The organism is Pseudomonas sp. GL_135 (assembly GCF_057834665.1).
The window spans coordinates 4,578,607-4,600,916 of record NZ_CM174408.1 but is presented as its reverse complement, the minus strand read 5'-3'; the positions used below and the strand labels follow the sequence as shown (position 1 = coordinate 4,600,916).

Sequence of the window (22,310 nt, the reverse complement as noted above, 5' to 3'; positions counted from 1 at the left end):
TTCCTGGCGCTACTTATCATGTTCGCACTGCGTGTTGAGTTGCAGTGAGCGCAGGCTAGTTGCAACTATCGTCGGCTGTCAAAGTGAGTTCGGCTTCATCTGCTGTAGGAATATTTACAACAGCAACGTAGTTACGGCCCCAGCCCAAGAGGGCCGGGGATCGGCTGAGTGAATATCTAACGTGTTTCAGAAAAATACTAAGGGGCGTCGCGATTGCTATTCAAGAATTCAGACAAGGCATCTTGGTCGTGGCTGTCGCCCAACACTGCCGCTTTGCTGAAATAGTCGAGTGCCAGAGCCCGTATTTCGGGGTGCCTGGACAGCGTGAGTGCCGCGCGACTGATCCGGAGGAATTTGAGGTTGCCCAACTCAAGGGCGGCTTGAAACCACACAAGGGCTGCATCGACATGACCGTCATCAGCGAGAATTGAGGCATGGCTGAACTGGCCGCGGAAATCACCTGCCTGTGCTGACCGTCTATACCACTCATGGGCAGCGGCAAGATCCCGCTCGCAGCACAGACCTTCTTCCAGATAACGCCCCACCAGGTTCATCGACTTGGCATGGCCCAGTTCTGCCGCCTTGCGATAGCACGCCAGCGCGCGAGCCTGGTCTTTATTGACGCCACGGCCGGTCGCCAGAAGATTGCCGTAGTTATAAAAGCCCCAATCCAGACCATCCTCGGCGGCGAGGCGATAATGCTCGGCAGCCTTTGCGGCATCCGGCTCACAGCCCCACCCATGCTCGTGGCAACGGCCGGCCATGTTCTGCGCCATGGCGTGTCCGCGACGGGCCGCAATCTGAAACCAGACCAGCGCCAGCGCCGGATCGCATTCGATGCCGCTACCGTCGAGCAATATCTGTCCGAGCAGCGCCTGGGCGTCGACGATATTGGCTTGCGCCGCGCTCAGAATCGCCTTTGCAGCGCTTGCAGGACTGTCTTTAAGCATGGCGCGCAACTGGTCGCCATCGAGCACCTCTTCACGTCGCAGATTCCAGGTCATGACTCAGACCTCGACCCACTGCCGCAGCAGGTTGTGATAGGTGCCGGTGAGTTGAAGCAGTGAAGGATGATCGGGCACGTCGCGGCTCAATTGCTGGATAGCCGAGTCCATTTCGAATAGGAGCGTGCGGTGGCCATCGTCCCGCACCAAACTCTGGGTCCAGAAGAACGAGGCGTACCGCGCCCCTCGTGTCACGGCGTTGACCTTGTGCAGGCTGCTGGCCGGATAAAGCAGCAGGTCACCTGCCGGCAGCTTCACCAGGCGAGTGCCGAAGGTGTCCTGGATCACCAGCTCGCCGCCGTCGTAGTCATCGGGATCGCTGAAGAACAGCGTCGATGACAGATCCGTGCGCACTCGCTCGGTGCTGCCCTTGGCCTGACGCACGGCGTTGTCGATATGAAAATCGAAACTGCCGCCGCCGGTGTAGCAATTCACCAATGGCGGGAAGACCTTGTGGGGCAGGGCAGCGGACATGAACAGCGGGTTTTGCCACAGCCGTTCAAGCATCGCCGCGCCAATCTCCACGGCGAGCGGGTGGCCTTCGGGCAACTGCAGGTTGTGCTTGGCTTTCGCCGACTGGTGCCCGGCGGTGATCTTGCCGTCGGCCCATTCGGTTTCCTCCAGAGCCTGTCGGATGCGTTGCACCTCCTCGGGTGAAAACAGACCGGGGATATGTAGGAGCATGAATCGCGACCCGCGAGAAGAATGAAGCGGCGGATGATAGTGATTCCTATTGGTCGTGTAAAACGTCACCCGCGCGCGTGAATGGGTAGGTGTGAAAATTGGGTAATGGAAAAGTGTAAAGAATGTAAGTTTTCTGCGAATGCGAAGCAGTCTCAACTATATTCCGCCGCCTTATTGTTTCCTTGGGGAAGGAAAATGTCGCGCCAAGCACAACCGGTTACCGCCCATTCGCAGCGTTCCATCGTCAGCGCCGTCGGTGTTGCCCTTGCGGCGATGTCAGCCGCCCATATGGCGCAGGCTGCGGAACCTGCATCGGATGCTCTGAATCTCGGGGCCACCAACATTGACGGCGAGCGGGCCGACACGGCTTACAAGACCGAAGAATCGACCTCGAAAAAGTACACCGCACCCCTGCGCGAGACGCCAAAGAGCGTGACGGTGATCCCGCAGCAAGTGATCCGCGACACCGCAGCCACGAGCCTGACTGACGCTTTGCGCACCACTCCCGGCATTACTTTTGGCGCGGGCGAGGGCGGTAACCCAAATGCGGATCGCCCGATCATCCGTGGCTTCAACGCAGAGAGCGACGTGTTCGTCGACGGCATGCGCGACGTGGCGGCGCAAAGCCGGGAGATTTTCAACGTCGAGTCGGTCGAGGTCAGCAAAGGCCCGGGCTCGGCCTTCACCGGCGCAGGCTCCACGGGTGGCAGCCTGAACCTCGTCACCAAGGGCGCTCATCTGGGCGATGCTTTCAACGGCGGCTACACCTTCGGTTCGGACCAGACCCAGCGCTACACCCTCGACGTCAACAAGCAGATGACCGACACCTCGGCCTTCCGCCTGAACCTGATGAAGCATGATTCCAACGTCGCCGGCCGTAACGATGTCGACAATAGCCGCTGGGGCGTTGCGCCTTCGTTCGCATTCGGTCTGGGCACCGACACGCGGGTCAAGGTCGACTACTACCACCTGTCCACCGACGACATGCCCGACTATGGCATCCCGCTGACCAGCACCCCCGGTCGCAGCCAGTACGTGGTCGACAAGCCCGCCCACGTCAATGAAAACAACTTCTACGGCCTGACCGACCGCGATTACCGCAAGAGCGTCAACGACAGCGGCACGATCCGCCTCGAACACGACCTCAACGACAACCTGACGATCTCCAACAGCTTCCGCATGTCGCGCTCGACGCTGGACTACATTGTCACCAACCCGGACGACAGCCGCGGCAACGTCGCCAGGGGCCTGGTCTCGCGCTCGGCGAAGAGCCGCAATTCCACCTCCAGCGGCTTCGTCAACCAGACCGACCTGCAAGCGAAGTTCGACACCGGTTTCATTCAGCACAGCCTGGTGACCGGTCTCGAGTTTTCTTATCAGGACACCCACAACCGTGGCTACAACGTGCTCAGCGCCAGTGGCGGGACCATTGGTTCGACGTGCAACGCAGCGCTGCTGGCCTCGGGCGACTGCACCAGCCTGTCCAACCCGTCACCGAAAGACGACTGGAACGGCACCATCACCGACAGCCAGGCGTACACCGATACCGACACCAAAACCAGTGCCGCCTACGTCTTCGACACGCTGAAATTCAACGAACAGTGGTCGTTGAACCTCGGCCTTCGCTATGACGATTACGACGTGCGCTCCAGCGGTTACAGCACGGGCGGCCGTGGTTCGGTGGCGGGCAGCTTCAAGCGTGAAAACACCAGCCAGCTGTGGAATTACCAGGTCGGCGTGACCTACAAGCCACTGCCGAACGGGAGCATCTACGCGGCATGGTCGACGTCCAGCAACCCGTCGGGTGAGACCAGCGGCAATGGCGGGCTGGAAATCGCGGCGAACAACGCCAACCTCGATCCGGAAAAGAACCGCAACTACGAGCTGGGCACCAAGTGGGACTTCTTCGACGACAACCTGTCGCTGACGGCTGCGCTGTTCCGCACCGAAAAGACCAACGCGCGGGTGACCGATCCTGACAACGCGACGTTCCAGGTGCTGGACGGCGAGCAGCGTGTCGACGGTCTGGAGCTGACCTACAGCGGCAACATCACCGGCAAATGGAAAGTCTACGGCGGCTACACCTACATGGAGAGCGAGATCGTCAGTGCGACCAGCAAGGCGGACGAGGGCAATCACATGCCGAGCACGCCACGCAACAGCTTCAACTTCTGGTCGACCTACGAGCTGATGCCGAAGCTGACCGTGGGCGGCGGCGCGACCTTCGTCGACTCGCGTTTCGGCAATGAAGCCAACTCGGTAGAAGTGCCGTCCTACTGGCGCTACGACGCCATGGCCACGTACGCGCTGACCAAGAACGTCGACCTGCAGCTGAACGTGCAGAACCTGACCGACAAGCGCTATTACGACCAGGTCTTCACCACTCACTACGCCCACATGGCCGCCGGGCGTACCGCGCTGATGAGTGCCAGCTTCCACTTCTGATCCGGATGCGGACACCTCTCATGCAGCAGTGACCGGGGTGTCGCTCCATTTTGCTCGCGAAGGCCGCCAGTACATCCGCCAAATCTTCAGCGGCTGAAATGCAGTCTTCGCGAGCAAGCTCGCTCCCACAGGTCCGGTGAGCCTGCCGAAATATCGAGTAAAGCCAGGATCCTGTTGGAGCAAGCTTTCTCCAACAGGTCCGGTGAACCTGCCGAAATATCGAGCAAGACCACGATCCCGTGGGAGCGAGCTTGCTCGCGAAGACTTACTTTCAGTTCCTAGAGAAAGTGGCTGAATGTCCCGGCCGCTTCGCGAGCAAGCTCGCTCCCACAGATTTTGCATCAAGAATCAGCCACAGATGAGAATGTATGCCGTTTGTGCGCATAATGCGCGCCGTAGCGGGTGAGTGAGGTGTCGAGGGTGTTGAAGAAAGTCCTGTTTCAAGTGCACTGGTTCTTCGGAATCACGGCCGGTCTGGTGCTTGCCCTGATGGGGATCACCGGCGCGCTGTATTCCTTCGAGGACGAGATACTCGACGTGCTCAACCCTGACGTGTTGTTCGTGCAGCCCCAGGGTCGTCAACTGTCACTGGCGGAAACGGTCAGCAAGGTTGAAGCCCAGGGCGCAGACACGGTGGCGATGTTTCGCATTGATGTCGACAGCGACAAGGTCGCTCAGGTCTGGTTCAAGCCGCCGCCGGGGCAGCGTCGCGGCGAGATGCACAACTTCAACCCTTACACCGGCGCGTTCACCGAGGACGCCACAGGTCAGGACTTCTTCGGCTTCATCCTTAACCTGCACCGATTCCTTGCCGCAGGGGAATATGGCAAACAAGTCACCGCGGCCTGCACGCTTATCCTCATTTTCTTCTGCCTGTCCGGGCTGTATCTGCGCTGGCCGCGCAAGCCGCTGAACTGGCGCGTCTGGCTGACCATGGACTGGGCGAAGAAGGGACGCAGTTTCAACTGGGACCTGCATTCGGTGTTCGGCACCTGGTGCCTGATCATCTATCTGCTGCTGGCGATCACCGGGCTGATGTGGTCCTACGACTGGTTCAGCAACGGCATGACCAAGCTGATTGGCGATCCTCCCGTGGCGGGCGAACAACGCCGTGGCGGAGGGCCACGTCCTGGCCCTTCTATGAAGGAAGCGACTAAGGAAGTCACCGCGTCGACCCCGGACTACGACGCCATCTGGCAGACCATTCAGAGCGCGGCCGGACCGGACCTCAAGACGTACAACCTGCGCATGCCTCAGGCACCGGGCCAGATGGCGACGGTGTTCTACCTCCTCAAATCCGCGCCGCACCCCCGCGCGTTGAACCAGATCACCCTCGATCCGGCCGACGGTACGCTCAAGGCAGTGTCGCGTTACACCGAGAAAAGCCTCGGCGCCCAGTTGCTCATCAGCAACTACGCGCTGCACACCGGCAGCTACTTTGGCCTGATCGGGCGCATCGTCGTGACCGTGGCCGCGTTGCTGATGCCGCTGTTCTTCATCACCGGCTGGTTGCTCTACCTGGACCGCCGACGCAAGAAGCGCGAGATCCGCAATGCGCGCGGTGAAGTGTCGGCGACGACAGGCGAGCAGGGCGCAGCCTGGTTGATCGGATTTGCCAGCCAGAGTGGGTTCGCCGAGCAACTTGCCTGGCAGACGGCCAGCCAACTGCAAACCGCCGGCGTGCCGGTGAAGGTGCAACGTCTGGGCGACATCACCGAGCAGGACCTGCACCAGAGCCGCAATGCGCTGTTCGTCGTCAGTACCTTTGGCGACGGCGAAGCACCGGACAGTGCCCGCGGGTTCGAGCGCAAAGTGCTGGGCCGGCCGCTGGCGCTGGATAACCTCAACTACGCGGTGCTTGGGCTGGGCGATCGCCAGTATCAACAGTTCTGCGGTTTCGCTCAGCGGCTGCACGGCTGGTTGGCGGAGCGCGGCGGACGCACGCTGTTCGCGCCGGTTGAGGTGGACAGCGGCGACGGTGCGGCGCTGCAACACTGGCAACAGCAGCTGGGTCAGCTGACCGGCTCGACGCCGACGACCGTCTGGCACGCGCCGGAGTATCAGAACTGGACGCTGGTGAACCGCGAGTGGCTGAACCCCGGAAGCGTGGGATCGAAAGTGTTCATGCTCGGCCTGACGTGTGAGTTGGCGACTCGCTGGGAGGCCGGCGATCTGGTGGAGGTATTGCCGCGCAACCCGGCGTCTGTGGTCGAGCAGCTCCTGTCCGGGTTGGGTATTGCTGCCGACACGCAAGTCACCGTCGACGGCCTGAGCGAGACCCTCGGCCAAGCCTTGTCCACGCGTCAGTTGCCGGTCAATCGCAGTCATCTGGTCGGCCTGCATGCGCAGGCGTTGGTCGATGCGCTGGTGCCCCTGGCGATGCGCGAGTATTCAATCGCGTCGATTCCCGAGGACGGTGTGTTGCAGCTGATCGTGCGTCAGGAACTGCACCCCGATGGCAGCCTCGGGCTGTGTTCGGGCGGGTTGACCGAGCATGTCGCCGTGGGCGGCGCCATCAGTCTGCGGGTGCGTCGTAACAGTGGTTTCCATCTGCCGGCCGAGTCGGTGCCGATGATTCTGATTGGCAACGGCACCGGGCTGGCAGGCCTGCGCAGCTTGCTCAAAGCGCGCGTCGTTTCGGGTGAGCAGCGCAACTGGTTGCTGTTTGGCGAGCGAAACAGGTCGCACGATTTCCACTGCGCGAACGAGCTTAATGGCTGGCTGGCGAGTGGGAATCTGGCGCGTCTGGACCTCGCGTTTTCCCGGGATCAGGCGGAAAAAATCTATGTGCAGGACCGGTTGCGTGAGGCGGCTGATCAGCTGCGTCGCTGGCTGAATGAAGGCGCTGTGATTTACATCTGCGGCAGTTTGGAAGGCATGGCGGCTGGCGTGGATGAAACGTTGAACGCTCTGCTGGGTGAGGACGCGGTGCGGGAGTTGATCGAGCAGGGGCGGTATCGGCGGGATGTTTACTGATAGCGTTCTGGTTGCCAGGGCCTGTCGCGTCATTCCCGGCTAAAGCCAACCTACACTGCAATTCCCGGCTAAAGCCGGTCCTACGCCAGCCACAAAAAAAGGCCGTAGCGCTCACACGCAACGGCCTTTTTCTTACTCAACCATCACGCCACAAACTGTTCCGCGTAATGGCAGGCGACCTGGCGGTTGTCGACCCAGCGCAGCTCCGGCACTTCGACGGCGCAGCGTTCGGTCGCGTAGGGACAGCGCTTGTGGAACGCGCAGCCGGACGGCGGGTTCAGCGGGTTAGGCAATTCGCCGACGATTTTGATCTTCGGCTTCGACGGGTCCGGGTGGATCGTCGGAGTCGCAGACAGCAGCGCCTGGGTGTACGGGTGCAGCGGACGGTTGTAGATCTCTTCCTTGGGACCCATTTCGGCCGGGCGACCGAGGTACATCACCAACACCGTGTCAGCGACGTGACGCACCACCGCCAGGTTGTGGGAGATGAACACGTAACCGGTGTTGAACTCTTGCTGCAGGTCCATGAACAGGTTCAGCACCTGGGCCTGAATCGACACGTCGAGGGCAGAAGTCGGTTCGTCCGCCACCAGCACTTTGGGCTGCAGCATCATCGCCCGGGCCAGCGCGATACGTTGACGCTGACCGCCGGAGAACATGTGCGGGTAGCGCTGATAGTGCTCGGGACGCAGACCGACCTGGGCCATCATCGCCTGCACTTTCTCGCGGCGTTCAGCGGCGGAGAGGCTGGTGTTGATCAGCAGCGGCTCGCCCAGTTGATCACCGACCTTCTGCCGCGGATTGAGCGATGCGTAAGGGCTCTGGAACACCATCTGCACGTCTTTGCGCAGCTGCTTGCGTTGCGCCTTGGTCGCGCCGGTGACTTCCTGGCCGGCGATCTTCAACGATCCCGAAGAAGGCTCTTCGATCAGCGTCAGCGCGCGGGCGAGGGTGGACTTGCCGCAGCCGGACTCACCGACCACCGCCAGCGTCTTGCCGGCTTCGAGTTCGAACGACACGCCGTTGAGCGCGCGCACGGTTGCATGGGGCTTGAACAGCCCACGGGACACATCATAGTGACGAGTAAGGTCACGAGCGGTCAGTACGATTTCGCTCATTACGCCACCTCCTGATTCAGCGGAAAGAAGCAACGCGCCAGGCTATGGGCTTTCGGGTCGAGGCCCGGGCGCTGCTGGCGGCATTTATCCTGGACGTACGGGCAGCGCGGCGAGAGCAGGCAGCCACTTGGACGGTCGTAGCGACCCGGGACAATACCGGGCAGCGTCGACAGGCGCGCGGCGCCCATGCTGTGCTCGGGAATCGCCGCCAGCAGTGCTTCGCTGTACGGGTGCGCCGGGACGTCGAACAGCCCCGGCACCTGACCCACTTCCACGGCTTGACCGGCGTACATCACGCAGACCCGCTGAGCGGTTTCAGCCACCACCGCAAGGTCGTGGGTGATGAGCACCAGCGCCATGTCCTGCTCTTTTTGCAGGGCCAGCAGCAGGTCCATGATCTGCGCCTGAATGGTCACGTCCAGCGCGGTGGTCGGTTCGTCGGCGATCAGCAGCTTCGGCTCGCCGGCGATGGCCATGGCGATCGCGACGCGCTGGCTCATGCCGCCCGAGAGTTGATGCGGGTAGGCGTCCAGACGCTGTGCGGCGCCCGGGATTTCCACCTTCTGCAACAGCTCCAGTGCGCGTTGATGGGCGGCACGCCCCGACAGACCCAAATGCTGCTTGAGCACTTCCTTGATCTGGAAGCCCACGGTGTAGCTCGGGTTCAGCGCGGTCATCGGGTCCTGGAAGACCATCGACATGTCTTTGCCGACGATCTTGCGACGCTGGCGCGCATTGAGCGTGAGCATGTCCTTGCCGTCGAAGACCAGGGCGTCGGCGGTGACGATGCCGGGGTGCTCGATCAGGCCCATGAGCGCCATCATGGTCACGGATTTACCCGAGCCCGATTCGCCCACGATTGCCAGCACTTCGCCCTTGTCGACCGCCAGGTCCAGGCCGTCGACCACCGGGGTGGCCGTGGCGTCGCCAAAGCGCACGTTGAGGTTCTTGATGTTTAAAAGAGACATTCGGACGTCCTCAGGCGGCGTTCTTGAGTTTCGGGTCCAGCGCATCGCGCAGACCGTCGCCCATCAGGTTGATTGCCAGCACGCTGAGCAAAATGGTCAGACCCGGGAGGCTCACCACCCACCAGGCGCGTTCGATGTAGTCGCGGGCCGAAGCGAGCATGGTGCCCCACTCAGGCGTCGGCGGTTGAACACCCAGACCCAGGAAGCCCAGCGCCGCAGCGTCGAGGATCGCCGAGGAGAAACTCAGAGTCGCCTGAACGATCAGCGGTGCCATGCAGTTCGGCAGCACGGTGATGAACATCAGGCGCGGCAGCGTTGCGCCGGCCAGACGCGCGGCGGTCACGTAGTCACGGTTCAGCTCGCCCATCACCGCTGCACGGGTCAGACGCACGTACGACGGCAGCGAAACGATGGCGATGGCGATGACGGTGTTGATCAGGCCAGGGCCGAGGATCGCGACGATGGCCACAGCCAGCAGCAGCGATGGCAGTGCCAGCATGATGTCCATCAGACGCATGATGGTCGGACCCAGGATCTTCGGGAAGAAACCGGCCAGCAGACCCATGAGGATCCCCGGAATCAGCGACATCACCACCGACGACAGACCGATCAGCAGCGACAGGCGCGAACCCTGGATCAGACGCGACAGCAGGTCACGGCCCAGTTCATCGGTGCCGAGCAGGAACTGCCATTGGCCGCCTTCAAGCCAGACCGGCGGGGTCAGCAGGAAATCACGGTATTGCTCGCTCGGGTCATGGGGGGCAACCCACGGCGCGAACAGGGCGCAGAACACGATCACCAGCATGAACAAGAGACCCGCGACGGCGCCTTTGTTCTTGGCGAAGTGCTGCCAGAACTCTTTGTAAACGGACGGGTAGAGCAGGCTTTGATCGACTGCTACTACGGGAGTAGGTGTGCTCATAAAAAGGGATCTCAGCGCTGATGACGAATGCGTGGGTTGGCAAAGCCGTAGAGGATGTCCACCACGAAGTTGACCAGAATCACCAGGCAGGCGATTAGCAGGATGCCGTTTTGCACGACAGGGTAGTCACGGGCGCCGATGGCTTCGATCAGCCACTTGCCGATGCCCGGCCAGGAGAAGATCGTTTCGGTCAGAACCGCACCGGCCAGCAGCGTGCCCACTTGCAGGCCAAACACCGTCAGTACCGGGATCAGCGCGTTGCGCAGGCCGTGAACGAATACCACGCGAGCCGGCGAAAGGCCCTTGGCGCGCGCCGTGCGCACGTAGTCTTCACGCAGGACTTCGAGCATCGAGGAGCGGGTCATCCGGGCGATGACCGCCAGCGGGATAGTACCCAGCACGATGGCCGGCAGAATCAGATGACGCAGGGCGTCCATGAACGAACCTTCTTCATCGCTGAGCAGGGTGTCGATCAGCATGAAGCCGGTTTTCGGGGGAATGTCGTAGAGCAGGTCGATACGCCCCGATACCGGGGTCCAGCCCAGGGATACCGAAAAGAACATGATCAGGATCAGGCCCCACCAGAAGATCGGCATCGAGTACCCCGCCAGGGAGATACCCATGACCCCATGGTCGAACAGGGACCCTCGCTTCAGTGCTGCAATGACACCGGCGAGCAGCCCGAGGATGCCTGCGAAGATCAGCGCCGCAATCGACAGTTCCAGGGTTGCCGGGAACAGCGAAGTGAATTCGGACCACACGCTCGTGCGCGTACGCAGCGATTCGCCCAGGTCGCCATGGGCGAGCTTGCCGACGTAATCGATGTATTGCGCATAAAGGGGTTTGTTCAGGCCAAGACGTTCCATGGCTTGGGCGTGCATTTCCGGATCGACCCGGCGTTCACCCATCATGACTTCGACAGGGTCGCCCGGAATCAGGCGAATCAAAGCGAATGTCAGCAAGGTGATGCCGAAGAAGGTGGGTATGAGCAACCCCACTCGGCGAGCGATAAAACTAAACATCTTCTCGTGTACCTCATCAGGTACCGGCGAGTCTCTGGGTAGCAGAGCCCGCCGGATTCTTCTTCTACTTCGCTTGGGTGGTAGCGAAGTTATTAGTGGTGAGAGGGCTGATGTGGTAACCCTCCACGTTGTTGCGCATTGCAGTGAACATCTTGGTGTGCGCCATGCTGATCCATGGCAGGTCCTGATTGAAGATCACCTGAGCTTGCTCGTAGAGCGAAGCGCGTTCGGCCGGGTCGGTTTTTTCCCGAGCCTGATCGATCAACGTCTGGAACTTCTGATTACACCAGCGCGCGTAGTTTTCGCCGTTTTTGGCGGCCTCGCAACTGAGGTTCGGGGTCAGGAAGTTATCAGGGTCGCCATTGTCACCTGCCCAGCCGGCCGACACCATGTCGTGTTCGCCGTTTTTGGCACGTTTGAGCATTTCGCCCCATTCCATGACGCGTATATCTAACTTAATGCCGACTTTGGCCAGGTCGGCCTGCATCATTTGTGCGCCGAGCATCGGGTTCGGGTTGGTCGGACCGCCGCCGTTGCGCGTGAACAGGGTCAGTACCGTGCCTTCAGGAACACCCGCTTCCTTGAGCAAGGCGCGGGCCTTGTCCAGATCGTGGGCAGGGTTTTTCAGGTCTTTGTTGTAACCCAGCAGCGTGTCCGGATACGGATTCACGGCGACGGTGGCGTTGCCTTTGCCGAACAGGGCGTTGACGTAGGCTTCTTTATCAAATGCGATTTCAATCGCCTTACGCACCCGCACGTCGCTCATGTATTTGTGCGTGGTGTTCATGGCGATGTACGCAGTGGTCATCGCGTTCAGCTCATCAACCTTGAGGTTGGTGTCTTTCTTGATGCTCGGGATGTCGTCCGGCTTCGGATACAGGGCGATCTGGCACTCGTTGGCCTTGAGCTTCTGCAGGCGCACGTTGTTGTCCGTGGCGATCGCAAAGATAAGGGTGTCAGCCGGCGGCTTGCCACGGAAGTAATCCGGGTTGGCCTTGAAGCGAACCTGAGCGTCCTTGGCGTAGCGCTGGAAGACGAACGGACCGGTGCCGATGGGCTGGCTGTTGAGGTTGTCGGTCTTGTTGGCCTTGAGCAACTGATCGGCGTACTCCGCCGAGTACACCGAAGCGAATGCCATGGCGACGTCAGCCAGGAACGGCGCTTCGCGGCGGGTCAGGGTGAACTTGACGGTGCTGTCGTCCACTTTCTCGACGTTCTTCAATAGCTCTTTGAAACCCATGCTCTCGAAGTACGGGTAACCGACCATCGACTGTTTGTGCCAAGGGTGGTTGGGGTCCAGTTGACGCTGGAAGCTCCAGACCACGTCATCGGCGTTCATGTCGCGGGTCGGTTTGAAGTATTCGGTGGTGTGAAACTTGACGCCCTTGCGCAGATGGAACGTGTAGGTCAGGCCGTCATCGCTGATCTCCCAAGTGTCAGCCAGCGCGGGAACAATCTCGGTGGTGCCCGGCTTGAAATCCACCAGACGGTTGTAAATGGTTTCCGCCGACGCATCCGCGGTCACGGCGGTGGTGTAGAGCGCCGTGTCGAAACCTTCGGGACTGGCTTCGGTGCAGACCACCAGAGGCTTGGCCGATACGCCGACCGCAACGCTGAATACCGCCAGTGCGATCGCGCTGCGCAATGTTGCGAGTTTGAATGTCGATTTCAAGTAACGCACTCCGCAAGTGATGAAGCCATTAGTGAGTCGGTATCGGGCCCCGAAGTTCGGTATAAACCGCACCAAGAGGCCCGATCGATCATGCTGATTACATAATGTTGAATGGAATCGTGGTCACCAGACGGAACTCGTTGATGCTGCCGTCAGCCTGATTGGCGCTCGCGCGGTGAGTGGTGTAGGTCGCACGCATGGTCGACGCCTTGAGCGGGCCGGACTGCAGGGTGTACGACGAGCCAACACCGTATTCGTAGTGAGTTTCGCCGTCCATTCGCGAGACGTCATAGGCGGTGCCTTTGTAATGGGTACCGTCGATGTCGAAACCGCGCGCCTGATAGATGTTGAATTTCAGGCCTGGCACGCCGTAGTCGGCCATGTTCAGCAGGTAGCTCAGTTGAACCGACTTCTCGTTCGGGCCGTTGAAGTCCGAGAGCAGGGAGTTGGCCAGGAAGATGGCGTTGGTGTCGTGGACGTAGTCGAAGTAGGTGTCGCCTTCGACTTCCTGGTACGCGACGCTGAAGCTGTGCGCCTTGTGGGTGGCGGTCAACGACAGGCTGTAGGTGTCGTTGTCGATCTCGCCCATCTTCTTCTGACCGGAATCCTTGGTCTTGTAGTAGTTCAGGTTGGTGCTCAACCCCAGTACATCGGGGTCACCCAGCTCGTGGGTGAAGGCGAAGTAGTACTGATGCCAGAAGTCTTCGACGTTGGAGGCGTAGAAGCTCGTGGTCAGGCTCTTGAACGGCTTGTAATCCACGCCCGCCATGTCAACGCGGTCGGCGGTGGCGGTGTTGTTGGTGTACTCGGAGCGGAACTTGGTCAGGCTCTGCTCGGTACGTGGCGACACGCGGTCGAAGCTGCCGGCCTGGATCGAGATGTTGTTGAACTCTTCGCTCAGAATGCTCACACCTTCGAAGCTCGAAGGAAGTGCGCGGTTGCCGATGTAGGCCAGCACCGGGGTGTTCATCGACTGACGGCCGGCGGTCAGGGTTGTGTTGGAAACGCGCGCCTTGATGTTGGCCAGGCCCATCTTGCTCCACTGCCCGACAGGGTCGCCGTTGTTTTCGGTCAGCGTACGGTTGGCGCCGCCCATCAGGTCGTCTTTGTCACGGTCCAGCGCAACGGCGTTGTAGACCGCCATCTGCGTGGCAAAACCGACAGTGCCCTGGGTAAAGCCCGAGCTGTAGTCAACGATGGTGCCCTGAACCCAGTTGATCCGGCGCGGGTCGCTGTCGACCACAACGCCGTTCTCTTTGCGGGTGAACTCGCCGCCACGGCGCAACAGTTCGTTGGCGTACCAGTTCTTGGTCGAACCGGTCACCTTCGAGTCTTCCAGAAAGCCCTTGGCTTCGCCCTGGAGGTTGCTGGTGGCCAGTGTGGTCGGAACGAATTCCTGACTGGTCGGCTCTGCCTGGGCCGCGACGCTGATGGCGAGTACGGATAAGGCGAATACAGCGGTGCTGGCTTTTTTCACGTTTTGAAGCTCCCGATTGCTGCTTTTTTAGAGGCGGGCTTTTTATGGTGTAGCCCGCTCGATGGTGCGGCCCTATGGGCCAGTTTCTTGCCTATCCGGCTAAACGCGGATAAAGCAATGCCAAAGGGCGTGGTTGCGCCCCCAGGCAAATTTTGAATTATTCGGCGATGCTGACGCCCGAGAAGTTGTTGCGGTTGAACGGGCTGACCAGGAAACCTTGCACTTCCTTACGCAGCGGCTGGATCACCGTCGAGTGTGCAATCGGCGTAATGGGCACCTGTTCTTTCAGGTAATGCTGAGCCTGTTGGTACAGCTTAATGCGCTGGTCCTTGTTGGTGTTCGAGACGGCGGCCTTGACCAGTGCGTCATATTTTTCGTCGCACCACATCGAGTAGTTATTGCCCCCGATGGAGGCGCAGCTGTACAGCGTGCCCATCCAGTTGTCCGGGTCACCGTTGTCACCGGTCCAGCCGATCAGCGAAATGTCGTGCTCGCCGTTCTTGCTGCGCTTGAGGTATTCGCCCCACTCGTAACTGACGATGGTTGCCTTGATGCCCACCTTCGCCCAGTCGGCCTGAAGCATCTGGGCCATTAGCTTCGCGTTGGGGTTGTAGGGGCGCTGGACCGGCATGGCCCACAGGGTCAGTTCAGTGCCTTCCTTGACGCCGGCGGCGCGCAGCAGCTCGCGGGCTTTTTCCGGGTTGTAGGGCGCGTCCTTGACCGTGTCGTCGTAAGACCACTGGGTCGGTGGCATGGAGTTCTGGGCCAGTTGCCCGGCGCCCTGGTACACCGCCTCGATGATCGCTTTCTTATCCACCGCCATGTCCAGCGCCTGACGAACCTGCAAGTTGTCCAGCGGGGCGTGGCGCACGTTATAGGTGATGTAACCGAGGTTGAAGCCGGGCTTTTTGATGACCTGCAGGTCCTTGTCCGCCTCAAGCGACGCGACATCCGCCGGACGCGGATTAAGCGTCACCTGGCACTCGTCTTTTTTGAGTTTTTGAACACGCACCGAAGCATCTGTATTGATGGCGAAGATCAACTGATCAATCTTGACCCGACTCGGGTCCCAGAACTGTTTGTTTTTCACATAGCGAATCTGAGAGTCTTTTTGATAGCGCTGAAATACAAAAGGACCCGTGCCAATAGGCGCCTGGTTAATATCGCGTACATCGCCTGAAGCCATCAATTTTTCGGCATATTCGGCGGACAGAATTGACGCGAAGTTCATGGAAACGTTCTGGATGAACGCCGCGTCAACTTTGTTGAGTGTGAACACGACGGTCATCGGGTCGGTCTTTTCCACCGACTTGATGTTCTTGTCCAGGCCCATGCTGGTGAAGAACGGAAACTCCGTCGGATACGCCACGCGGAACGGATGGTCCTTGTGCAGCATGCGATTGAAGGTGAACAGCACGTCGTCGGCGTTGAAATCGCGCGTGGGCGTGAAGATCTTGTTGCTGTGGAACTTGACGCCTTCACGCAGATGGAACGTATAGGTCAGGTTGTCAGGGGAAATATCCCAGCGGGTGGCGAGAGCAGGTACCACGGTGGTCTCACCGCGTGCGAACTCGGCGAGACGGTTGTAGATCGGCTCAGCGGCATCATTGTCAGTGCCCGAGGTGTACTGACCGATATCAAACCCGGCCGGGCTGCCTTCCGAACAGAAGACCAGGCTTTTGCTGGCAGCCTGAGCGACAGGCGTCATCACCAGAAGACCGGCGGCAATAAGTGATGGCATAACGATATTCGTACGCATGATATTCCTTATCGTGAGAGGCGCATTAACTGCGAATACCTGCGCGATCCACTGCAATCGTTTGCGCAAATGGAGAGTCAACGCCTGGAAAAAAATCCCACTGTTCAAGATAAACAACGGACCGTATGTGCGGCTTGTCAGACGGTATGTCTCCGGCGCCGCACAGTCCATAGTTACGCATGCTTCAAAGTTTGTAGGAAAAGTGCTTATCGTTAGTAGGCAAGAACTGTAGGCAAGTCGCTACTCATCTAACGATAGTCAATTTCATTTAACGATCGAGCACATGACAACGCGATCGCGTCGCCCTTGGGCAACGCGACCGAGTGGTCATTTAAAAAATATTACTTGCCGCTGACGCTGACGCCGTAGAACGAGTTCAGACCGAACGGGCTGATCTTGAAGTCCTGAACTTCCTTGCGCATCGGCTGATAAACAGTCGAGTGAGCAATTGGGGTCATAGGGACCGCGTCTTTGAGCAGGTGTTGAGCCTGCTTGTACAGCTCGGTGCGTTTGGCCTGATCAGTGGTTTCCTTGGCCTGGTGGATCAAGGTATCGAACGGCTTGTCACACCATTTGGCGAAGTTGTTGCCGTTGAGGGCATCACAGCCAAACAGAGTACCCAGCCAGTTGTCCGGGTCACCGTTGTCGCCGCTCCAGCCAATCAGCATTGCGCCGTTTTCGCCGGCCTTGGCGCGCTTGATGTACTCGCCCCATTCATAGGAAACAATCTTGGCGTTGATGCCGATCTTCTTCCAGTCGTTCTGGAGCATCTCGGCCATCAGCTTGGCGTTCGGGTTGTAAGGACGCTGAACCGGCATCGCCCACAGGGTGATTTCGGTGCCTTCCTTCACGCCCGCCTGCTTGAGCAGGTCCTTGGCCTTGGCGATATCGAACGGTGCATCTTTGATGGTGGTGTCGTAGGACCACTGGGTCGGCGGCATGGCGTTGGTCGCCAGTTGGCCCGCGCCTTGATACACGGCATCGATGATGGATTTCTTGTTGACTGCCATGTCCAGCGCTTGACGCACTTTGAGGTCAGCCAGCGGGTTCGGCTTGTCTTCGCCTTTGATCTTGGGCATCACGTTGTAGGCGATGTAACCCAGGTTGAAGCCGGCCTGGTCAGGCATCTTCAACGCAGGGTCGGCTTTCAGCGGAGCGAGGTCAGCCGGACGCGGGTAAGCGGTGATCTGGCATTCGCCTTTCTTCAACTTCTGCGCACGAACCGAGGCGTCAGTGGTGATGGCAAAAATCAGGTTGTCGACTTTGACGTCTTCAGGCTTCCAGTAGTCCTTGTTCCCGGTGAAGCGAATGTTGGAGTCTTTCTGGTAGCTCTTGAACACGAACGGGCCAGTGCCGATCGGCTTCTGGTTGATGTCTTCCGGCTTGCCTTCTTTCAGCAGCTGGGCAGCGTATTCAGCGGACTGAATGGACGCGAAGCTCATCGCCAGGTTCTGGATGAACGCAGCATCGACGGTGCCGAGGGTCATTCTGACGGTGTGATCGTCGACCTTCTCGATCTTGGTGATGTTGGTGTCCATCGCCATGTCGGTGAAGTACGGGAATTCGGTCGGGTACGCCTTACGGAACGGGTCGTCCTTGTTGATCATGCGGTTGAACGTGAACAGCACGTCATCGGCATTGAAGGTACGCGTCGGCTTGAAGTACGGCGTGGTGTGGAATTTCACACCTTCACGCAGGTGGAAGGTGTAGGTCAGGCCATCCGGGGCAACGTCCCAGCTGGTGGCCAGGCCTGGAATGACAGCGGTGCCGCCACGTTCGAACTGGCTCAAACGGTTGAAAACGGTCTCGGCCGAAGCATCGAAGTCGGTACCGGTGGTGTATTGACCTGGATCGAAACCAGCAGGGCTGCCTTCGGAGCAGAACACCAGATTCGATGCTGCATGGGCGAAGGGAGCGCTGGCGATCAAACCTGCGCCGAGAAGAAACGGAATGACCGCTTTTTTGAGCATGGTGGCCTCAGTTGTTGTCATTTTTTGATTGAGGGTACGGCCTTTTGAGCCGGTCCCACGGATACTTATGCAGGCGCCATACCCAAAGCAAGATGTTGGCGCCAGCAAGGTGTCAAACAGTGGCACGAACGTACACGAATGTCGCATAAGTGTAATTTCTGACGCTGTTGAACGTTTGCGTGTCGCATATCGATATCTTTGTAGCACCAAAAGGGTGCATCGCAACGTGGCGATTGCACCCGCTTCGGTCATCGAGTGTTACTTCGCTGTTGGTTTCAGCGAGTTACTTGGCCAGGCTTACGCCGTAGAAAGGCGTCAGGCCAAACGGGCTGAGTTTGAAGTCTTGAACCTCTTTACGCATCGGCTGAAAGACCTTGGAATTAGCGATCGGGGTGATTGGCACGTCGTTCTTCAGAATGTTCTGCGCTTGCTGGTACAGCTTGATGCGCTCATCGCGGTCGCTGGTCAGCTTGGCCTGGGTGACCAGCTTGTCGTAGCTGGGGTTGCACCACTTCGCGTAGTTGCTGCCCTTCACCGCGCCACAGCTGTACAGCACGCCGAGCCAGTTGTCGGGGTCACCATTGTCACCGGTCCAGCCGTAGATCATCACGTCGTGCTCACCAGCCTTGGCGCGCTTGATGTACTCGCCCCATTCATAGCTGACGATGTTGGCCTTGATACCAATCTTCGCCCAGTCCGACTGGATCATCTGCGCCGACATGCGTGCGTTGGGGTTGGACGCACGCTGTACGGTCATCGCCCACAGGTTGATCTGCGTGCCTGGCGCAACGCCGGCCTCCTTGAGCAGCTGCTTGGCTTTTGCCGGATCGTGGGGCGCGTCCTTGATGTTCGGATCAAAGCTCCATTGCGCAGGTGGCAGAGCGTTCTGTGCCAGCTGCCCGGCGCCCTGGTAGACCGCCTTGATGATGGCCGGCTTGTCGATGGCCATGTCCAGCGCCTGACGCACCTTCAGTTGATCCAGCGGCGGATGAGTCACGTTGTAGGCCAGAAAGCCCAGGTTGAAACCGGCCTGGCTCAGCACCTTCAGGTTCGGGTCCTTCTGCGCTTCTTCGATGTCCTGTGGACGCGGATACCCACTGATCTGGCACTCGCCGGTCTTCAGCTTCTGCAGGCGGGTGGCGGCGTCGGTGTTGATCGAGAAGATCAGGTTGTCGAGCTTCACGTCCTCCGGCTTCCAGTATTCCTTGTTGCCGACGTAACGGATCTGCGCGTCTTTCTGATAACGCTTGAACACAAACGGCCCTGTACCGATTGGTTTCAGGTTGATGTCGCCTGCCTTGCCTTGCTTGATCAGTTGGGCCGCGTATTCAGCCGACTGAATCGAGGCGAAGCTCATCGCCAGGTTCTGGATGAACGCCGCGTCGATGTTGTTCAGCTGGAAGCGGACGGTTTGATCGTCGACCTTTTCGACCTGCTTGATGGTGGTGTTCATGCCCATGTCGGTGAAGTACGGCGACTCCGACGGGTACGCCTTTCGGAACGGGTCGTCCGGGTTCAGCAGACGATTGAAAGTGAACAGCACGTCGTCGGCGTTGAAGTCCCGGCTCGGTGTGAAATAGTCCGTGGTGTGGAATTTCACGCCAGGGCGCAAGTGAAAGGTGTAGGTCAAGCCGTCTTCGGACACGTCCCATTTCGTTGCCAGGCCCGGCTCGACATCGGTGCCGCCGCGCTTGAACTGGGTCAGGCGGTTGAAGACTGTTTCCGCTGACGCATCGAACTCGGTGCCGCTGGTGTACTGACTGGGATCGAAGCCGGCAGGGCTGGCTTCCGAGCAATAGACAAGGGTGCTGGCCGCCTGCACCGAGGGAATGCACAGCGCCATTGCGGCTGCCAGGAGCAGGGGTTTGAAGGTTGTGTCCATGTGAACCTCATTAAGTGCGGCACTCATGCCTGAATTCATCGACGGGATGATAGACCGCCAAGAATGCCGCACGGCTCACTCGGGCAACAAGCCAGGTAAATTCATAAGCTTATTACTTAATGAAGTTCTGCAATTCCTTCCACCAGGAGGTGCCGGAAACCACTTTCATGAACCCCTGCTCCAGAAAGCCCTGCAAGCCCGAGGCCTGGGAGGTTTTGCTGTTGAACACGTAGTCCAGATAGCTCTGGCTGTCTTTGATGAGTGTGTTCTGGATGGCGCGCAGTTCGTCGATTGCCGCTTGCTGGGTCTTGTCCAGCTCGCTCTTCGATTCGCTGCGTGCCACTTCCGCCGGATTACTGGCCGCCCATGCGTTGACGATCGGGTACTGCCATTCACTGTCGGCAGGATGGCAGAAGAATGCCGACGCGACGGCGACCGGATCTGCCTCAGGTTTGCCAGCCCAGTAATCGACCATGGACTGGGCAACTTTGCGCACGGCTTCGGTAGCGAGCAGCGCGGCCAAATCGTGGAGCGGGTGCTCAGCGTGGTCCTTGGAGAGTTGCGAGTGGCTCGGCTCCAGCGTCGGGTCAGTATTCGGGTCACTGCCCAGCAGAGTCTGCGCATCGTCGACGCTGTTGCCGATCCAGGTCAGTACACCTTGTGCCGCGCTGTTGTACGCGTTCAGCAAAATGCCCGCCGGGGTGTTGATCAGCCAGCGATAGAACTTCAGGGTGTCTACGCCCATTTTTTTAGCGAGCGTCACCAGGCCGTCCCTGGCCGTCAGCAGCGCGTTGAATGCGTTGAAATAATCCTGATCAGGGTGTTCGCTCAGCAACACCAGCATCACTTTATCTCTGTCCGAGCGATAACCCGGCTGAGTGAGCTCGAACTCAAGCTCCTGGGTGGAAAAGAGGATTTTGCCCAGCGGTCCCGCCAGACTGGCGATGACGTCGGTGGCCCCGAATGTGCCTGTGACCAGAGACAGGTTCCATTTGACGTGAACAGGCGTTGTCCAGGGCAGAACCCTGACATGCCCGGCCTTGATCAGGCTCAGTTCTGCGAAGTTTGAATGGGCAAACAGGTCTTCGAGCACATGCAGCGCGGCACCGAAGCTGCGCAGTCCGTCGAGGGAACGGCCCTGTTCCATCGACAGGCGCAGCTCCTGCTCCATGTAGCCCACCGCGTTGCCGATGTAGCGTTTCATTGACGTGGCCAAGTCCGCGCCAAGGGACGGATCACCGGATAGCACCCAGGCTTCGAAGTCCGGGTCACGCACTTTCGGGTCCGGGAACGGTGGATCGGTCACCAGCGGATTGTCGATGTGCTCCGTCGGCCGGTAAACACCCAGTTTTGTGGGCGTGACCTTCATTTCGTTCGGATAGCGCATCCGCAGGTCGAAAAATTTCTTGGCTGCCAGCACGTCGACCAGATTCGTCCAGCCCTCGCGGGACAGTGTCGCCGGGAATTCTTTTGGCATGTCGGGTGCACGGGTGATCTTGGGATCAACGACCTGGGAGTAATCCCGTAGCCAATTGCCGAAATAAACGGCGTCGATTTCCGTTCGGCTGAATTTGAAATCCTGCAGTACCCATTCAATCGTCTGGTGGGTGCTGCCTTTCGCCTCTGCGTTGCCGGCTTCGAAGGCTTCGCGGTCGGAATTGCTGTGGGAAGGCTCGATGCGCAGATCGGTCGAGGCCAGATAGTCGCGAATGGCTTCGCCAGCCTTCTTCCAGGACATCGCGTACTCACGATTGCCGGAGGCCACTTCGGAATACGTGGCGAAACTCAGGTCGTCTCGTGACGGGGAGGCTGCTTCGGTCAACCACAAGGTGAACAGATGGCCTTCCTCGAATGGGGCATCGTTCGCCAATGGCGCATTTTCATCAGCCAGTTCATGGCGCAGGACGTTGTCGATGTGGTGGCCGAATTCATGGAGCAGTGCGGTGAGCAACCACCAGTAGTGCTGCGGATGGGCGGTCGTACGCGCGAAAAATGACCAATCGACACGGATGACCCGCTCGCGGTTGTCATAGTCGGCTTCGAAGCCCAGCTCCCAGGAGAGAAGCACGGCAGGGTTTTGCACCTCACCCGCCAGCAGTTTGTCCCGCAGCTTCGTATAGAGGTGAGGCGGAATGTCGTTACCGAAGACGTTCCCCATCTCGATTGCAAAAGATTCTGGCGCGAGCGTTTCGGCCACGTGGGTCAGTAGATCCAGCGCGAATGTACTGCGCAACGTGCGGGTGGACATGTCGACAGGAATAACGGTTTGAGCTTGAAAAGGCATGATCGGATTCTTCCTTGAATCATTGGCTGCGCACGGCTGTGCCCTCTGGAGCAGGCGGCCTTGAGTGCGCGTCAGGTGTGTTTTGCTGCGGACAATTCTATTTATTTCGGGCAGCGTGAAAATCGGC

Annotated in this window: 14 protein-coding genes; 2 read left to right on the top strand and 12 right to left on the bottom strand. The window is 59.4% G+C overall.

Features of this window, described 5'->3' with window-relative positions; all coding sequences use genetic code 11:
* Positions 1 to 197: 197 nt before the first annotated feature.
* Positions 198 to 1,004 carry a tetratricopeptide repeat protein gene (locus tag AC3ISG_RS20405; protein WP_489297817.1) on the bottom strand — a complete coding sequence of 269 codons (807 nt, stop codon included), beginning with the start codon at positions 1,002 to 1,004 and terminating at the stop codon, positions 198 to 200.
* 3 nt (positions 1,005 to 1,007) lie between these two features.
* On the bottom strand, positions 1,008 to 1,688 hold the full coding sequence (locus tag AC3ISG_RS20400) for a Fe2+-dependent dioxygenase (protein WP_489297816.1): 681 nt from the start codon (positions 1,686 to 1,688) through the stop codon (positions 1,008 to 1,010).
* A 195-nt stretch (positions 1,689 to 1,883) separates the two neighbouring features.
* Here AC3ISG_RS20400 and AC3ISG_RS20395 point away from each other — a divergent pair, with 195 nt between their 5' ends.
* Together AC3ISG_RS20395 and AC3ISG_RS20390 are read left to right on the top strand one after the other, a co-directional pair.
* Positions 1,884 to 4,133 carry a TonB-dependent receptor gene (locus tag AC3ISG_RS20395; protein WP_122623261.1) on the top strand — a complete coding sequence of 750 codons (2,250 nt, stop codon included), beginning with the start codon at positions 1,884 to 1,886 and terminating at the stop codon, positions 4,131 to 4,133.
* Between the two features lie 423 nt (positions 4,134 to 4,556).
* Complete coding sequence (locus AC3ISG_RS20390; RefSeq protein ID WP_489299563.1) at positions 4,557 to 7,109, top strand: PepSY domain-containing protein; 2,553 nt, start codon at positions 4,557 to 4,559, stop codon at positions 7,107 to 7,109.
* A gap of 143 nt (positions 7,110 to 7,252) precedes the next feature.
* Here the strand turns inward: AC3ISG_RS20390 and AC3ISG_RS20385 are convergent, their stop codons facing one another.
* From AC3ISG_RS20385 to AC3ISG_RS20340, 10 genes are all read right to left on the bottom strand, one after another.
* Complete coding sequence (locus AC3ISG_RS20385; protein WP_122534948.1) at positions 7,253 to 8,227, bottom strand: peptide ABC transporter ATP-binding protein; 975 nt, start codon at positions 8,225 to 8,227, stop codon at positions 7,253 to 7,255.
* Positions 8,227 to 9,195, bottom strand: coding sequence for an ABC transporter ATP-binding protein (locus tag AC3ISG_RS20380; protein ID WP_065990186.1), 969 nt, complete (start codon positions 9,193 to 9,195; stop codon positions 8,227 to 8,229). Before AC3ISG_RS20380 ends, AC3ISG_RS20385 begins: the two co-directional genes overlap by 1 nt.
* A 10-nt stretch (positions 9,196 to 9,205) precedes the next feature.
* A complete protein-coding gene (locus AC3ISG_RS20375) occupies positions 9,206 to 10,117 on the bottom strand; it encodes an ABC transporter permease subunit (RefSeq protein WP_122534949.1) in 912 nt (303 codons plus the stop codon).
* Between the two features lie 11 nt (positions 10,118 to 10,128).
* Positions 10,129 to 11,139, bottom strand: coding sequence for an ABC transporter permease subunit (locus tag AC3ISG_RS20370; RefSeq protein ID WP_065990182.1), 1,011 nt, complete (start codon positions 11,137 to 11,139; stop codon positions 10,129 to 10,131).
* 64 nt (positions 11,140 to 11,203) lie between these two features.
* Positions 11,204 to 12,811, bottom strand: a complete 1,608-nt coding sequence (locus tag AC3ISG_RS20365; protein ID WP_122623264.1) for an ABC transporter substrate-binding protein — start codon at positions 12,809 to 12,811, stop codon at positions 11,204 to 11,206.
* Between the two features lie 97 nt (positions 12,812 to 12,908).
* Positions 12,909 to 14,288 carry an OprD family porin gene (locus AC3ISG_RS20360; RefSeq protein ID WP_489297815.1) on the bottom strand — a complete coding sequence of 460 codons (1,380 nt, stop codon included), beginning with the start codon at positions 14,286 to 14,288 and terminating at the stop codon, positions 12,909 to 12,911.
* A 157-nt stretch (positions 14,289 to 14,445) separates the two neighbouring features.
* Positions 14,446 to 16,029 carry an ABC transporter substrate-binding protein gene (locus tag AC3ISG_RS20355; RefSeq protein WP_489299562.1) on the bottom strand — a complete coding sequence of 528 codons (1,584 nt, stop codon included), beginning with the start codon at positions 16,027 to 16,029 and terminating at the stop codon, positions 14,446 to 14,448.
* 359 nt (positions 16,030 to 16,388) lie between these two features.
* Positions 16,389 to 18,017 (bottom strand): ABC transporter substrate-binding protein, encoded by a 1,629-nt coding sequence (locus AC3ISG_RS20350; RefSeq protein ID WP_122623267.1) that lies wholly within the window; start codon positions 18,015 to 18,017, stop codon positions 16,389 to 16,391.
* A gap of 283 nt (positions 18,018 to 18,300) precedes the next feature.
* A complete protein-coding gene (locus AC3ISG_RS20345) occupies positions 18,301 to 19,899 on the bottom strand; it encodes an ABC transporter substrate-binding protein (protein WP_489297814.1) in 1,599 nt (532 codons plus the stop codon).
* Positions 19,900 to 20,011: 112 nt separating this feature from the next.
* The gene (locus AC3ISG_RS20340; protein ID WP_489297813.1) at positions 20,012 to 22,183 is read right to left on the bottom strand and encodes an HET-C-related protein; all 2,172 of its coding nucleotides are present in this window, start codon (positions 22,181 to 22,183) and stop codon (positions 20,012 to 20,014) included.
* Positions 22,184 to 22,310: the final 127 nt, after the last annotated feature.

Coding starts and splice junctions, on each gene's coding strand:
- AC3ISG_RS20405 (WP_489297817.1), bottom strand. CDS start 1,004: ATGACCTGGAATCTGCGACGTGAAGAGGTGCTCGATGGCGACCAGTTG.
- AC3ISG_RS20400 (WP_489297816.1), bottom strand. CDS start 1,688: ATGCTCCTACATATCCCCGGTCTGTTTTCACCCGAGGAGGTGCAACGC.
- AC3ISG_RS20395 (WP_122623261.1), top strand. CDS start 1,884: ATGTCGCGCCAAGCACAACCGGTTACCGCCCATTCGCAGCGTTCCATC.
- AC3ISG_RS20385 (WP_122534948.1), bottom strand. CDS start 8,227: ATGAGCGAAATCGTACTGACCGCTCGTGACCTTACTCGTCACTATGAT.
- AC3ISG_RS20380 (WP_065990186.1), bottom strand. CDS start 9,195: ATGTCTCTTTTAAACATCAAGAACCTCAACGTGCGCTTTGGCGACGCC.
- AC3ISG_RS20375 (WP_122534949.1), bottom strand. CDS start 10,117: ATGAGCACACCTACTCCCGTAGTAGCAGTCGATCAAAGCCTGCTCTAC.
- AC3ISG_RS20370 (WP_065990182.1), bottom strand. CDS start 11,139: ATGTTTAGTTTTATCGCTCGCCGAGTGGGGTTGCTCATACCCACCTTC.
- AC3ISG_RS20355 (WP_489299562.1), bottom strand. CDS start 16,029: ATGCCATCACTTATTGCCGCCGGTCTTCTGGTGATGACGCCTGTCGCT.
- AC3ISG_RS20350 (WP_122623267.1), bottom strand. CDS start 18,017: ATGCTCAAAAAAGCGGTCATTCCGTTTCTTCTCGGCGCAGGTTTGATC.
- AC3ISG_RS20345 (WP_489297814.1), bottom strand. CDS start 19,899: ATGGACACAACCTTCAAACCCCTGCTCCTGGCAGCCGCAATGGCGCTG.
- AC3ISG_RS20340 (WP_489297813.1), bottom strand. CDS start 22,183: ATGCCTTTTCAAGCTCAAACCGTTATTCCTGTCGACATGTCCACCCGC.